General features: G+C 34.7%; 11 protein-coding genes and 1 pseudogene. 5 read left to right on the top strand and 7 right to left on the bottom strand.

What is annotated here, in order from left to right; all coding sequences use genetic code 11:
- Nucleotides 1–335: 335 nt before the first annotated feature.
- A complete protein-coding gene (locus PVV63_RS08930; RefSeq protein ID WP_012754848.1) occupies nt 336–773 on the top strand; it encodes a MucR family transcriptional regulator in 438 nt (145 codons plus the stop codon).
- A gap of 98 nt (nt 774–871) precedes the next feature.
- Here the strand turns inward: PVV63_RS08930 and PVV63_RS08925 are convergent, their stop codons facing one another.
- Complete coding sequence (locus tag PVV63_RS08925) at nt 872–1,282, bottom strand: SufE family protein (protein WP_273791566.1); 411 nt, start codon at nt 1,280–1,282, stop codon at nt 872–874.
- 108 nt (nt 1,283–1,390) lie between these two features.
- Nucleotides 1,391–1,766, bottom strand: a pseudogene (locus PVV63_RS08920) (DUF5330 domain-containing protein).
- Between the two features lie 1,038 nt (nt 1,767–2,804).
- Between PVV63_RS08920 and PVV63_RS08915 the strand changes: the two are divergent.
- Entirely contained in the window at nt 2,805–3,638 is an 834-nt protein-coding gene (locus PVV63_RS08915) for a peptidoglycan-binding domain-containing protein (RefSeq protein ID WP_273791565.1), read from the top strand.
- A gap of 823 nt (nt 3,639–4,461) precedes the next feature.
- Here the strand turns inward: PVV63_RS08915 and PVV63_RS08910 are convergent.
- The 4 genes from PVV63_RS08910 to PVV63_RS08895 all read right to left on the bottom strand — a co-directional run bounded on the left by PVV63_RS08910 (nt 4,462) and on the right by PVV63_RS08895 (nt 9,465).
- A complete protein-coding gene (locus PVV63_RS08910; RefSeq protein WP_273791564.1) occupies nt 4,462–4,683 on the bottom strand; it encodes a hypothetical protein in 222 nt (73 codons plus the stop codon).
- Between the two features lie 695 nt (nt 4,684–5,378).
- Complete coding sequence (gene ppdK, locus PVV63_RS08905) at nt 5,379–8,045, bottom strand: pyruvate, phosphate dikinase (protein ID WP_273791563.1); 2,667 nt, start codon at nt 8,043–8,045, stop codon at nt 5,379–5,381.
- A 177-nt stretch (nt 8,046–8,222) separates the two neighbouring features.
- On the bottom strand, nt 8,223–8,882 hold the full coding sequence (locus PVV63_RS08900; protein ID WP_273791562.1) for a DsbA family protein: 660 nt from the start codon (nt 8,880–8,882) through the stop codon (nt 8,223–8,225).
- A gap of 82 nt (nt 8,883–8,964) precedes the next feature.
- A complete protein-coding gene (locus tag PVV63_RS08895) occupies nt 8,965–9,465 on the bottom strand; it encodes a DUF721 domain-containing protein (protein WP_273791561.1) in 501 nt (166 codons plus the stop codon).
- A gap of 202 nt (nt 9,466–9,667) precedes the next feature.
- On the opposite strand from PVV63_RS08895, the gene mutY reads away from it, so the two are divergent.
- On the top strand, nt 9,668–10,726 hold the full coding sequence (gene mutY, locus PVV63_RS08890) for an A/G-specific adenine glycosylase (protein ID WP_273791560.1): 1,059 nt from the start codon (nt 9,668–9,670) through the stop codon (nt 10,724–10,726).
- A 756-nt stretch (nt 10,727–11,482) separates the two neighbouring features.
- Here mutY and PVV63_RS08885 read toward each other — a convergent pair.
- Entirely contained in the window at nt 11,483–12,571 is a 1,089-nt protein-coding gene (locus PVV63_RS08885; protein WP_375613050.1) for a site-specific DNA-methyltransferase, read from the bottom strand.
- Between the two features lie 371 nt (nt 12,572–12,942).
- Here PVV63_RS08885 and PVV63_RS08880 point away from each other — a divergent pair, with 371 nt between their 5' ends.
- Together PVV63_RS08880 and PVV63_RS08875 are read left to right on the top strand one after the other, a co-directional pair.
- Nucleotides 12,943–13,638, top strand: a complete 696-nt coding sequence (locus tag PVV63_RS08880) for an HAD family phosphatase (protein ID WP_273791558.1) — start codon at nt 12,943–12,945, stop codon at nt 13,636–13,638.
- An 877-nt stretch (nt 13,639–14,515) separates the two neighbouring features.
- Nucleotides 14,516–14,749 carry a hypothetical protein gene (locus PVV63_RS08875; protein WP_273791557.1) on the top strand — a complete coding sequence of 78 codons (234 nt, stop codon included), beginning with the start codon at nt 14,516–14,518 and terminating at the stop codon, nt 14,747–14,749.
- The last annotated feature ends 481 nt before the right edge of the window (nt 14,750–15,230 follow it).

Genomic DNA, 15,230 nt, shown 5'->3' with positions numbered 1-15,230 from the left:
ATAATTAGTAATTTTATTTTTACGTTCTCAAAAAAATAAATAAATTTCATCCTATATCTTTTTATATTTGTGATGTATTATATATTATGTATGATATGTTATAGGCTAAAAATATATTTTAGCATGTAATAATTTCGTTTTTCTTATTGTATATTATGACAAAAAATGGGTATTTATTTGATTTTTTTGTGTTTTGGCAATTTTATAGAATAATTGAATTGACAAAAAAGATTTTTGTACAATATGAAACTCATGTGCATGAGATCTTTATATCATGAGTATATGCACTATATCTCGATTTTGAATTACTCAATTTTAAATTAAAGGAAACAAGAATGGAACATCGTGCAGTCTTAGAGACTGAAAGCAATTTAGTTATTACATTGGTTGCTGATATTGTTGCTGCCTACGTGAGTAATAATTCTATTCGACCGACTGAAGTGCCAAGTTTAATTGCTGATGTCCATGCTGCTTTTCGTAAAGCAGGGAATCTAGAGTTAACAGAAGTCGAAGTTGAAAAACAAAGGCCTGCCGTTAATCCAAAACGTTCAGTATTTCCTGATTATCTCATTTGCCTTGAAGATGGAAAGAAGTTTAAATCTCTAAAGCGTCATCTCATGACACATTATGGAATGTTGCCAGAGGAATATCGTGAAAAATGGCAGTTAGATAGTTCTTATCCTATGGTGGCGCCTAATTATGCAAAAACACGATCGGCTTTGGCCAAAGAAATGGGTCTTGGACGCAAAAGCAAACGGAAAAAAACTAAATAATCTTATTTTGCGAAAAAATGGTTTCGTGTATAAAGTTGATTTTAGTATACATGTGTTGTGTGAAGCTTTTGTATATATAGCAATTTCTACCAAGGGGATTACGTATAGCTTTCGTTACGAATCCGTTTAATCATTGATTTCAAACCATTTGATCGTTGTGGTGTAAGATTTTCATTTAAACCAAGTTTTTCAAAGAGCTCTTGAGCATCAGAATTGCGAATTTCAGAAGCTTTTTTGCCTGAATAAAAAGCAAGAAGTATATAAATGAGTCCACGCACAATATGAGCATCGGAATCACCTTGAAACGTCAATATTGGATCTTCTGAGTTATTACGTGAAGATAAAAGCCACACTTGGCTAACACAACCAGGAACTTTGTGAGCATCATTTCGAGCGCTTTCCGGAAAAGGTGGCAATTCATAGCCAAGCTCGATGACATAACGATAACGATCTTCCCAATTATCCAAAAGCGAAAAGTTCTCTATAATAGTACCGATTTTTTCCGCCATTATTTTAGTCCTGTTTCGTTTGAATAATCATTCTTGAATACACTTATAAAAAATAAATATTTATTCTTCCTAACATAAATAACACGAAGAACGTTAAAAATCCTTATTTCAAGATAACATTTCATGGTTTTGTAAGAACTCTTGTATTTCTATTTTGTAAGAAACATTAGGGGAAGTCTCTGATATTATTTTTGTTCCCTAATATGTTCCCTAAATATTCATAAGCAGCTCTTGCACCGTAATATGCGCGTTCGCCAAGTGAACTTAAAAAAGATTTTCCTACTTTACAGGTTTTTATATTACGGTCACAAAATGCGCCTAAATCATTTAAGGCTTCCTTAAAAGCAATAATCACATCGCTCGTTGTTGTCTCATTATTTTTGGGGCTAGAAGAATGATTACTGCTTGGATCTGCTACAAAAAATGAAATAATGACAAAAATAAAAAATAATAATAATAATAATTTGATTAAAAAACGTATCATGGATAATCAATGTAGCGCAGTGGTAAATACAATAAAAGAAGCATTTTATATACTGTTGCTTTATAAACAATTTATAAAATGTGCTTTTTATAAAATTGAGTATTCATGTATTGGGTCTATATCATTGGCTTTTTTATAAATATGGCACAATTCCGCCGTATAAAATAGGATACATTGTCTATTCAGTAAAAAATTAACATCAAAATTATACACTTACAGGCTGATCATGTTAATGAACATACTATGGTAAAAAATGAGAGATATAATCATGTCGTGTACATACTTATTTTAGATAATAGTTCACCATCTTAGCTTAGTTGAAAAAGCTAAAAAGAGTAAAATTCTGTTATTCTGACTCTAGTGTCGATAAAATATTTATATTATCTATAAAATTTTTACTAGCACATCATAAACATGATCAACATGTCGATCAAAATATTAAACAATAGATGCATCTCTTACAACTCCATCTAAAGATCTCAAGACCAGTTTTTCTATAACATTGTAAATCAATTTAATTGATACGAAGTTATTTACACTAAAATATAATTATATTAAGAGATAATTATATTTTACCAAACCGTTTATAGATAAGTAACCATCTATATGTAAATTATAAAGAATAGATAATGATTGTCATCTGTTTAGTGTTATAGGCAAATATTTTCAATTTTATTTTAAATAATAGGCAAACATATGCCCCAAAATGAAGAATAACGTGGCATTATTGTTTAGATAATTATATGTGATAATGCAGTTTGCAAACACCAAAATGATCTTGAATGCTAATCATTTGGTGCTCTCTTTATACACATTAAAGACTTGTCAAAATGAAATGAATAAAAGTTGCCAAGAACTCTTGTTGATTTATCAACTTATAAATTGATATAATGAAGCTGCTCATTTTAGGAGTTTGAAAGGAAAAATCAATAATGTCAATGCACTTCTCTCTGGCTGGAAGTAAGAACTGATTCATATTCGTTTCCTAATTTATATTTGTTTCTTTGTAAAAAATAAACGCAACTGAAAATAAAAGTAATGGCAACAAAACGAAAGACATACCGAAAAAAAACTGTAAAACACCGTAAATACTATAGTAGTATTGTTATAACACTTCTTCTTATAATTTTTCATTTTATTTTTTGGAGTGCAAAAACTCTTTATTTCTATACACGAAAAAATACTTTATTTTTTGTTGGATCTCTTCTTTTTAGCATTAGTTTTTTATTTATTTCATTTAATGCTTTATTTTCGCAAATGACAACGCATCAAAATATTTTAACTCAAATGAAATTTTCCTCTGTTCAAAGTATAGGTAAGAGCTTTACTTTATCGGAAAAAGAAGAAAAATCACAAGAACTCTCCCGTGTAACTTCTGTACATTCTCAAAATCATAACCACACAAATTCATCTTTATCCTCTCAATCAGCAAGCATGCTGGAAAAGCAAAAAGAACTAGCAAAATTAGGCCTTTATGATGGACCCTTAGATGGATTGGAAGGACCTAAAACACGCCGAGCCATCACTTTATGGAAACAGCAAACTGCTCAGAGAATGCAAAAGAATGTTCTATCTAATCCCGCAACAGATGAAATCGCGATATTAATTAAGCAAAGCGAAATAGAAACAAACAATACAAAAAATATGACACACTTAAAAGAAGCTATTTTAGAGCCTTCTGTTGAAGATATTATACAAGTGCAAAAAGCTTTACATATTTTTGGGAATGAAGAGGTTATTGTCACAGGAATAGAAGATCAAAAGACGATAGAAGCTTTAAAACAGTTTCAAAAAATATTTGATCTTCCTGTAACAGGTAAAATTAATCACACAATTTTAATGAAAATGCGTGAAATTGGTTTATTTAATTGAAGCTAATCATCTACATTATAAAAATAATCTCTTAATTTATAATGATAATTCATCTTTCGTTTGTTTAATGCTCCCCTCAAACATTCCTTCATCTCAAGCCCTCTTATATTCAATCAATCAGAATGGTTTTCTTACACATTACATATTGAGCCGTATAATTTGCTGCAAGAAAACCACAACCGATTGCAGAAAAAAGAAATATTGCAAAATAGAAAACGCGCTTGTTCTAGCATTTTTATTGCTTCTGATGATAAAAGGACACGAAATTTTTGTAGTATCACGTAAACCTTTCATATTATCGAACCACGAATTGTCCATATATTATCGTCAATTTGATCTTTATAAATATGATGCAAAGAATTTATGCAAACACCTGTAAGGATAAGTAGACGTAAAGCTAGTTGTGTTATGGTTGTTGTTTTGCAAAGTATCTGAAAAAAACAGCACTTCTCTCCAATCTATTGCTGGAAAATTATGTGTTTTATGACATTGTTTTCCTAAGATAGCGTGTGTGTTTAATATTGCCTATAAATCAACATCTAAATTTAACGCAGCAGTATATTTGAAACAAATGTTAAGACAGTTTAGTACTTTTCTCAGCTGTTATAGCTTTTGTATGCCAAATGGAGGCAAGAATATTGCGCATCTCTGTTTGTATAATCTCTTAAAACAGGGAGACAGCCTAATTTGGGAAGAATATGAAATTTTAAGGTAAAAACCAGTTTTCATCTTTGCCATTTCCTTTTAATTCAGCTTTACGCCTTTCAAAGACATCTAAAGCAATATCTTTAAAATAATGGAGATTACCTATTGCCTCATGCTTTTATTTATCACATGTCTTTTTGAACTCACTCCCCCCCTCACGCAAAACAAAATGTCCCAAACGAAATACACTTGGATTGCCATTCACGGGCTTTCTTAAAAAAACATCTCTTAAAGCACCCAAGAGCATTTCACAACAACGCCCGTGAATAATAGCAGCCCCTACTGCGCGCGCGCTATCATTTTTACACTTGTGAAAAAGCAAGCCAGCACCATTACACACTGTACCTACCTTCAATTTGTGACAGCTCTTGACACTTGAGACGATTCATAAGAGGCATATCCTTGCTTTATTTTTTATCCACAGACGCTCATCCCGCCTATAACATGCAAAAAACATGGTTTTGATTGATTCATTATAAAAGAAGTTGAAATGAGAAGATCTTATGATATTTACAGCTTTTGTTCAATATAAGAAATAAAAAAATATCATTATAAATCAACATATTGTATAACTTTGATATTCCTTCATAAAGGTAAAGATGGTAGCGTATAGTGGAGTTTATAAACTTACGGGGAGTTTACATAATCCCCATTCCACGAATGTCAATGTGAAATGGACATCCACTGAAAGATGTCTATCTCAAACAGCATGATGTGCAAAAAAATACATTTGTTTGGAGCATTCTATTTTGCGTGAGGAGCTCATTCCCCCATAAAAAAGCAAACGCGTAAATTGACTGCACAATAACACGTTTCTCTCTATCAAGAGGTTCTTCAATAGAAAGTGTATTAATAATACATCTTTGTCTATTCTGCTTTATATTTTTTCTTATAAACTTCTAAAAAAAGCACTTTCTCGCGTAACATAACTTATCGTGCATTTTAGAAGCATTTTTATTCCCTTTATTAAAGAAAATAAAAGAATATATAAAAATTTATTTCAGTAATAACGATACAACAAAAAATATTAACCCATTACATCCTTTTTGCTATTGCGGCCTGAGCTGCTGCTAAACGAGCAATTGGTACTCGAAAAGGAGAACACGAAACATAATCTAGGTTATTTTCTTCGCATAAAGTAATAGAAGCAGGATCGCCTCCATGTTCACCGCAAATTCCCAATTTTATTTTTGCACGCTTTGAACGTCCACGCTGTGCAGCAATGGTAATAAGTTCCCCTACTCCATCACGGTCAATAGACACGAAAGGATCTTGCTCTAAAAGACCTTTTTGAAAATAGGTTGCTAAAAAAGGAGCAGCATCATCACGGGAAATCCCAAAAGTAGTTTGTGTCAAATCGTTTGTTCCAAATGAAAAAAATTCAGCAGTTTCAGCAATTTCATCTGCTCGAAGCGCCGCCCTTGGAAGTTCAATCATCGTCCCAACCATATATTGAATAGTGCTTCCCTTTTCTTTCATCACTTCTTCAGCAACCTGATCAATACGCGCTTTTACAAAATCGAGTTCAGATTTAAGCGCAACCAGTGGCACCATAATTTCAAGCATAACAGGAGATCCAGATTTTTGGGCAGCTTCTGCTGCTGCTTCAAAAATCGCCCGCGCTTGCATTTCTGCAATTTCAGGATAAGTAATAGCTAAACGGCATCCTCGTAATCCAAGCATAGGATTAAATTCGTGCAACTGCTGAGCGCGTTCAGCAAGCACTTCAGCAGAAACCCCCATAGCTGTTGCAACATCAAGAATTTCTGCTTTCGTTTTAGGCAAAAATTCATGTAATGGTGGATCTAGCAAGCGGATAGTAACAGGTAAACCACACATAATTTCAAATAATTCACTAAAATCTGAACGCTGCATTGGCAAAAGCTTATCTAGTGCTTTACGACGACCACTTTCATCATGACTTAAAATCATTTCACGCATAGCAACGATACGTTCATCAGAAAAAAACATGTGCTCCGTACGGCAAAGACCTATACCTTCAGCCCCAAAAGATCGCCCCATACGGGCATCAGATGGTGTATCAGCATTAGCGCGAACTCTTATACGTCGCATCCCATCAGCCCATTCCATTAATTTTGCAAAGTCTCCGCAAAGCTGAGGCTGCAACATTGCAACTTTCCCTTTGAAAATTTCTCCACTTCCACCATCAATTGTGATAACATCACCTTTTTTTAAGCTTTCTCCTGAGGCAAACAACGTATTTGTGTTATAATCAATCCGCACACTGCCAACACCAGAAATACATGGTTTTCCCATCCCCCGCGCAACAACAGCAGCGTGACTTGTCATACCGCCACGCGTTGTTAAAATTCCTTCTGCAGCATGCATACCATGAATATCTTCTGGGCTTGTTTCTACACGGACCAAAATAACTTTGCGACCTTCCGCCGACACAGTTTCTGCCTCTTCTGAAGTAAAAACAATTTCACCAGTTGCGGCTCCAGGAGAAGCAGGTAAACCACGTCCTATAACAAAACGTTCTGCTTTAGGATCAAGTGTTGGATGCAAAAGTTGGTCCAGCGACTTTGCATCAATACGCATCACAGCCTCTTCACGGTTTATTAACCCCTCCTCAACCATTTCAATTGCCATCTTGAGAGCCGCACGAGCCGTGCGTTTTCCTGAACGAGTCTGAAGCATCCATAATTTACCTTTTTCAATGGTAAATTCGAGATCTTGCATATCCCGATAATGCTGCTCAAGCTTCTGCGCAATCTGACATAATTTCAAAAAAGCCTCAGGCATAATTTTTTCTAACGATGGTCTATTTGAACCAGCAACAATACGCGCACTTTCTGTAATATTTTGAGGCGTTCGAATGCCCGCCACAACATCTTCCCCTTGCGCATTAACTAAAAATTCACCATAAAGTTCTTTTTTCCCTGTCGATGGATTGCGTGTAAAAGCAACACCTGTTGCCGAATCTTCTCCCATGTTACCAAAAACCATAGCTTGCACATTAACTGCCGTTCCCCAACTTTCAGGAATGCTATGTAAACGGCGATAAGTAACTGCGCGTGCCGTCATCCAACTTGAAAAAACGGCTCCAATTGCCCCCCATAACTGTTGTTCAGGATCTTGTGGAAAAGGGGTTCCTAATTTTTCTTCAACATAGGCTTTATAAGAAATAATAACATTCTTCCAATCATCTGCTGTCATTTCTGTATCAATAGTGTAACCATTGCATGCCTTTGCTTCATCAAGAATCTCTTCAAAATACGAATGGTCTAGCCCCAAAACAACGTTAGAATACATTTGGATAAAACGCCGATAACTATCATAAGCAAAACGTTCATTATTGGCTTGTAAAGCAATGGCTTTTACAGTCTCATCATTCATGCCAAGGTTAAGCACTGTATCCATCATCCCTGGCATAGAAGCCCTAGCCCCTGAACGAACAGACAGCAAAAGTGGCTTTTGCTCACTCCCAAATTCACGTCCTGTTTGTTCACCAACACGTCTTAGTGCTTGCTTAACAGATTCCTGTAGCTCTTCTGGATATGATTTGTCATGGGCGTAATAAAAATTACAAACTTCTGTTGTCAGCGTAAATCCTGGCGGTACGGGCAAACCAAGATTACTCATTTCTGCCAAATTAGCCCCTTTACCTCCGAGAAGGTTACGCTCACTTGCACTTCCTTCTGCCTTTCCATCTCCAAAACTATAAACCCATTTTTTCACTGTACAAATCCTCCCATATCAGCATCAAAACATCATTCAACCGAGGCTCACTTAAAAGCAATGATTTGATTCAAAATTGGCTCAAAAACAATATCGCTTCATAAATGCATAATATTAATCCTTCCAAAGGAGATAATGGCCAAAAGTATCACTATCCATCTTCTGGAAGATTAAGATTCAGTTTTTAAGAAAACTATCAATCACCGAAAAAAATTCTTCTACTTTCATGGCACCTTCATATTTACTACCATTAATAAAGAAAGTAGGTGTTGCTGTGACACCAAGCTCTTTACCGCGTTCAAAAGATGCATTTACTTCATCTAAAATGGACTGATTTTTCAAACAAGCAGTAAAACTTTCATCTGTAAAACCAGCCATTAAGCCAATTTTTTTCAATGGTGTTAGAGCATTTTTTCCGAAAGCCCATTCATTTTGTTTTTGAAATAAAACTTCTATCAAAGGAAAATAGCGATCTTCTGGTGCACACCGTGCCAACATAAAACCTGCTGTTGCCCGAGGATCAAAAGCATATTCTCGGAAAATAAGTTTTACTTTTCCTGTTTTGATATATTTTTTACGAATTTGGGGAAGTATATCATTATAAAAATGCGCACAATGGGTACATGTCAACGAAGCATACTCAACAATGACGACTGGTGCATCCGCCTCTCCCTCAAAGCGATCCTTTACTTTACCCGATTGGAGAAGCTCTGCCATATCAACAGTTGTTGCCACTGGTTTGGGATCACGCGCTAAAGCAACTGTTACACTGTTTTGTACAATCGTTATGAAGAGAAAAATTATCCCGAAAGATAAAAAAGAACGATATTTTACCATAAATAATACTTTTCTGTTGTTATTAACGAATAGGAATCCAACGCTTTCTCATATATTAAAGAAAAATATATAAAATATCTTCCTATTTATTATTTTTTTCCAAGAAAATGCAACAGCCAAGTTTATAAAGTGCTTGGTGCAAGCTTTTATCTTCAATTCCTTCAAGCATTTTTTCCACGCATTTTTTGTCTTGTTCACTCAAAGGCGGTTTTAGAGGCAAGTGATTCATAAAAACCGACATACTCCTTTGCTCAATCTTGATGCGATCAATAGCAATATAGCCAAAAAATCCGTTAATTCTATGAAGTAATTCCTCTGTTTCATGCATCAATTTTAACGCAGCAAATCCTTCACATGCGACAACAAGTGTTGCTGGCTGAAAAACTTCATCTTGATCTGCACGACGTTTCCAAATAATTTTAAGCGGCATTGTATGTTCACTGATATCATAGCCCGCAATCTGTGGCCAATGTTCTATAAGCGCTACATTAAGCCCTGTCCGTTTGCGTAAAACTGGATCAAGTATTTTGTATACCGTCTCAGAAAGAGAATAAAAGATACGTTTTTTAAGTTGTTTTCTCATTTTTAGATCATTGTTCAACCGCTTACTAAATTAAAATCATTTGTTTCATCTAAAAATTGTTGCCTCCTCAATTTATGAAATATCAACAAAATAAAAAGCCTTTTCTCACCAGAGCCTTGACAATAAAGAGCAAAAAACATGAATTACAAAATAAATAATTTTTTCTTTTGCATTTTATATCTCCCTATGCTTGAAAGCAATCATGTATGAAATTTCTTCGCACCTCCTTGCTTGGTACGATCAAAATCACAGACATCTTCCATGGCGGATTACCCCTGAAAAGCAAAAACAAGGTATCCGTCCTGATCCTTATCAAGTTTGGCTTTCTGAAATCATGCTTCAACAAACAACCGTTGAAACAGTTAAGCCTTATTTTAAAAAATTTCTAAAACTATGGCCTGATCTTTTCTCTTTAGCAAAAGCCTCACAAGATGATATCATGAAAGCATGGGCTGGACTTGGTTATTATTCACGCGCACGTAATCTTAAAAAATGTGCGCGACAGCTTGTTGAAAACTACGCGGGACAATTTCCACAATCTGTAAAAGAATTGCGAACTCTAGCCGGTATTGGAGATTATACTGCCGCAGCCATTGCTGCGATTGCTTTTAACCACCCTGTAGCAGTGGTTGATGGTAATGTCGAACGTGTGGTAGCGCGACTTTTTGCTATCACTTCAATATTGCAAAAAGCAAAAGTTGAAATTAAAGAAAAAACACAAAAAATTACTGCTTTAAATCGTCCTGGTGACTTTGCTCAAGCAATGATGGATTTGGGAGCAACAATTTGTACTCCACGCAAACCATCTTGTTATACCTGCCCTCTTCAATGTTTATGCAAAGCAGAAAAGATGCAACAACCGGAGTCTTTTCCAGTTAAAGCCCCTAAAAAAGAACGCCCTTCAAAAACAGGTATTGCTTTTGTGGTCCTTAATAAAAAGAGACAAATTTATTTGGAAAAACGACAGACGCAAAAGCTTCTTGGTGGAATGACCCAAATTCCTAACAATATTGGCATAAACAACGAAAATGGGCTCCAAAACGCACCCTTTACTGCCAATTGGCAATTCAAAGGACAAATTACGCATGTTTTTACTCACTTTTCTCTAAAACTCGATGTTTACTATACCGAAGATGTTCATGAAATGAATTGTGAAAATGGTTGGTGGTGTAACATTCAACATCTTACCGAAGAAGCATTACCTACTGTTATGAAAAAAGCCATTTCCGTAGCACTTCCCAATTCTTTCAGATTTAAATAACCTTCCCTATTCATAAAAATGTTTTCTAACAGAGACTTTTGTATCTCTAGCGATTATTTATTAATCTGCAAAAGAAAAATTAAAAAAATGAAATAACCAATTTTTTCTACAGATAAGAATTAAGGAGGAATAGAAAAGCTTAGAAATCTTAAATTTAAATTTCAGGTTCTATCCTTTTTTCGCTTATGAAGGAGTAAGTCGGCTCCATCGTTATATTTACCAGCCCCCTCAACATCCCTTGGTACGTGAAACGGTTCATAAGAGGTACTTTTAGTTCTTTCGTTAACAATTTTTATTCACACGCCAACCCCGTTTATGACATGCAAGCAAGTAATTTTCATCGATTCAATATGGAACAAGTTTGAAATGAAAAAACTTGACGATATTCCGAGGGCAATTCAATATGAGTTGCGTTAAATTATCTTTATAAATAAATACATTTTACGCACTTTACAGATGTACGTATTCAAAAAAGCACTTAATTTGGAACTTCTGAATGAACCTTTTAATTCTGATATTTCATTTTTATAAGCTTATATTGAAATTTTACTGTCTTGGAACTAAAACTAGAACATAGAGTGAAAATTTCTCATTTTAATTTCTTCTACAAGAAGCATAAAAATACTCGCTTGCCGCTTACAAGCGAGATTAGTGTGTCAATAAAAAACATCTAAGAAAGGCATAAAACGCCCTCACGTTCATCTTAATCAAGATCAGGTACATTGCTGGTCAATAGAATGAAGCGATCAGCTTAGTTCATAAAACACCCGTTTTTAACATTTGTGAACGTATGATCATTCTTAAATGATCTATGGACTTCAACCGTCCATTTTCCTCATAATACCAAAAGGTCCAACCATTACAACTCTGCGAATCTTGAGCCTTTCTTCCCATTGCGTGAATTGAACCCGCTTCACCACCATGCATAATCGTACCATCAGCTCTTACAATAGCAGATACTTGCTTCTTACGATCATAAAGAACTTCTCCAGGATAGAGTAAACCTGCTTCAAGCAAACTGTTGAATGCTACGCGCGGTTCTGCTTTTTTTCTATCCAAAATCGCTAGTTCTGGTTGCGCTAAAGGTTGAACCGCCGCAATTCTCTCACATGCTGCATCGATGTAATCTTGCTCGCGTTCAATCCCAACAAAATCACGCCCTAAAAGCTTGGCAACAGCACCTGTTGTTCCCGAACCAAAAAACGGATCGAGAATAACATCACCAGGTTTACTAGAAGCCATAATAATACGCGCTAATAACGCTTGCGGTTTTTGTGTTGGATGCAATTTACGCCCTGAATCATCCTTTAAACGTTCAGCTCCAGTGCAGAGAGGGAAAAGCCAATCTGAACGCATTTGTAGATCTTCATTTGCCGCTTTTAAGGCATCATAATTAAATGTGTACTTTTTATCTTTTTGATCTCGCACGGCCCAAATAAGCGTCTCATGAGCATTTTGAAAACGGCGCCCTCGAAAATTAGGCATCGGATTATTCTTGCGCCAAATAATATCATTAAGCATCCAAAAACCTAAATCTTGTAATGCCGTCCCAACCCGAAAAATATTATGGTAAGATCCGATAACCCAAAGTGTTCCGTTGGGTTTTAATACACGACGACAAGCAAGCAACCATGCACGGGTAAAAGCATCATAAGCAGCAAAACTCTCAAACTGATCCCATGCATCATCAACCGCATCAACAAGCGAATGATCTGGACGGTATAAAGCTCCATCCAATTGCAAATTATAGGGTGGATCTGCAAAAATCATATCAACAGAATGTTTTGGAAGTTTTTCTAGAACGGAAACACAATCTCCTTTAAAAATTTTATTGCGCCATGGCATTTGTGAGGGAATACGAAGGAAATCTTTTTGAAGCTGAATAACTGTCATGAAAAACCCAACAAAATTAACTGAATTTGCCCTATAATCAACTAAAATAGTTTATAGGCCCGCATTACCAATCCATATTTACAAAATAGCGTAAACGTATCGTTAAAATTCTACAAAATTGATAATTGTTTTTGTTTTTTTAGTAAAAAAAACTTTCACATGAATGAAACCTTAATTTTCTTTTTTTCAATGTACTGTTCCCATATCTTTTATTTCGTAAAAGAATTAAGAATCATTTTCAAAACTTATTTTTATGAAATAAGATCCTCTCAATATCGTTTTCATGAAAGTTGTCCATCTCGTAACATGTAAAGGAATATCTTATGCCTCAGATAGATCTTATTATTTTTGATTGTGACGGAGTTCTCGTTGACTCTGAATATCTTGCAGCAAAAATTGGATCACAATTGCTCAAACAAACAGGATATGAAATATCACCCGAAGAATTGAATGAGCGTTTTGCAGGGCTTATCTTTCGCGATATTCTTAAACACGTTGAACAGGAAACAGAAAAACCAATTTCTGCTCATCTCATAGACCAAATGACTAATATTTTTCGTACACAAATAAAAACTAAATTACGGGCTATTGATGATGTAAGAGAAGCTGTAGAAATTATTCAAACACGCTATCCCTACTGTATCTGCTCTAATGCAAAAAGCGTAGATATAAAAGAGATGCTCACCACGGTTGATCTCTATGACCTTTTTGAAGGTAAAATATTTTCAGCACCTGAAGTTGGAACAAAAAGAACGAAACCGGCCCCTGATGTTTTCCTTTTTGCCGCACAACAATTACAGGCAGAGCCCCAAAACACTATCGTTATAGAAGATTCACTTCATGGTGTACACGCAGCCATAGCAGCAGGCATGCGTGTCATCGGCTTTACGGGAGGATCACATAGCTATTTTGGCCATTCTAATGCACTTGCAGAAGCTGGTGCAGAAACAGTTATTGCAAAACATGCTCATTTAGGAGAAGTCTTAGAAGCAATGGCAGTATGGCGAGATCTATTATAAAAAATCTCTTGAATATATAAATTTGTAAACTCTTGTAAGAAGCATTTTTATTCAAATGTCCTTCTCTTCTCGCTGCTCCTTTTATAATAACTTCAATAAATGCGTAATTCACGACACGGGTGAATTGCATCTCAATGTGAAGGAAAAATATAGCGCCTCATTGAAATCATAAGTCTGTTAACCATTGCACGTGCTTTTAAAAAAGCAAAAAACAGGGGTGCCAACTCATAAAAATTAAACCCTGCTTATCTATCTCAACTCCGATATCCCACTCCCAACCTCAGCAGCTCATCCTGATAAATTATTATATTTGTCAAAAAAGGAATATTACGATGCCTTGCTCGATAAGATGTGAGAATTGCTAGCCTCTTTCATCTGATCAAAAAAATCACATACTATGGTAAAATTGTAAGGGATGTGCCTATTGATCATGGAAAAAAATATTAAAATTCGCGGAATCTATGGAACACAAGAGTTTATTGAAAATGACAAAAGCGTCCTTGTTGAGTTACACGGGCTTATATTTACTCAATCCAAATCTCGTAAACTTGTTGAAGGCTTATTTACTTTGCTGCTCAAACAGTATTTTAACAGCATCAATTAGTACAACCTCCCTAAGATTACAAAAAACAAAAAGAATACATTTTTATGAAAAATGTGCCTTTTATAAAAAACATTTCATACCAAGTAATTTACAGACAACATGTTGATTTATAATCAATAATTAATCATTATTCAAATTAAGCAAAAAAACCGAATATTGTAAGATCCTCTCATTTAAAATCTGGATATGCTGAATTAAAGAAATAAAAATGCCTTTTAATGAATTATCTCAAAAGGCAAAAATTAGTAGCAACATTAGGAGCGAGCAAAGTGTATGGCACTGCCATCTTTCTTCTTTATAAACGTCAAAAATTCTGATGTCCTAAGAATTTTATATTATGGGACTTTATCATCATATATAGCGTTGCAAAATAGGCTTGAGTACCTTGAGAACGGTTTCTTTAAAAAAGCACTTAAATATGAAACATACAATCATGTTAAACAACGTACAGAGATACCAGTAGTTGCTCAAAATTTTCCAAAAGCACTTAATAGACTTTTTAAATAAGCAATGAAATCAGATCTTTTCAAAAGTAATCCAACTTTAGGAAAAACACCCTTTCTAAAAATAAAAGCGGCTTTTCAGTTTGGAAAGAAGAACATGTCGAAAAATATTATCCAATGCTGATCTTTCGGCACTCATAAATATGTCTGAATTGACATTCTTCTATACACTTTACATCATAGTAATACGCCGCTCACATTGGCGAGAAAAAGATAATATCATTTATCTCTATCCAATTCGAGCTCTACTTTCCACTATGAGAGAGCTGTATATTTTTTAGTATCTATAACATATTATTATCTATAAGATAAATGTATATAATTAATAGTTAAGTAAGAAGTAGTATTATGCTATCATGATGCAATTAATAATAATTGAATAATAACTTAATAATATCTATATAACACATATTATTACAATAATGACTATCTATAATAACTCATATAAATAATAATATTTTAGCATGTTCATTAATATTTTAATT

The organism is Bartonella sp. CM31XJBT, from assembly GCF_028618555.1.
In the GTDB taxonomy this organism is placed as follows: Bacteria; Pseudomonadota; Alphaproteobacteria; order Rhizobiales; family Rhizobiaceae; genus Bartonella.
This window is presented reverse-complemented; position numbering and strand designations above follow the sequence as displayed.

Coding starts and splice junctions, on each gene's coding strand:
- PVV63_RS08930 (WP_012754848.1), top strand. CDS start 336: ATGGAACATCGTGCAGTCTTAGAGACTGAAAGCAATTTAGTTATTACA.
- mutY (WP_273791560.1), top strand. CDS start 9,668: ATGTATGAAATTTCTTCGCACCTCCTTGCTTGGTACGATCAAAATCAC.
- PVV63_RS08900 (WP_273791562.1), bottom strand. CDS start 8,882: ATGGTAAAATATCGTTCTTTTTTATCTTTCGGGATAATTTTTCTCTTC.
- PVV63_RS08915 (WP_273791565.1), top strand. CDS start 2,805: ATGGCAACAAAACGAAAGACATACCGAAAAAAAACTGTAAAACACCGT.
- PVV63_RS08925 (WP_273791566.1), bottom strand. CDS start 1,282: ATGGCGGAAAAAATCGGTACTATTATAGAGAACTTTTCGCTTTTGGAT.
- PVV63_RS08875 (WP_273791557.1), top strand. CDS start 14,516: ATGGCACTGCCATCTTTCTTCTTTATAAACGTCAAAAATTCTGATGTC.
- PVV63_RS08885 (WP_375613050.1), bottom strand. CDS start 12,571: ATGCCATGGCGCAATAAAATTTTTAAAGGAGATTGTGTTTCCGTTCTA.
- PVV63_RS08895 (WP_273791561.1), bottom strand. CDS start 9,465: ATGAGAAAACAACTTAAAAAACGTATCTTTTATTCTCTTTCTGAGACG.
- PVV63_RS08880 (WP_273791558.1), top strand. CDS start 12,943: ATGCCTCAGATAGATCTTATTATTTTTGATTGTGACGGAGTTCTCGTT.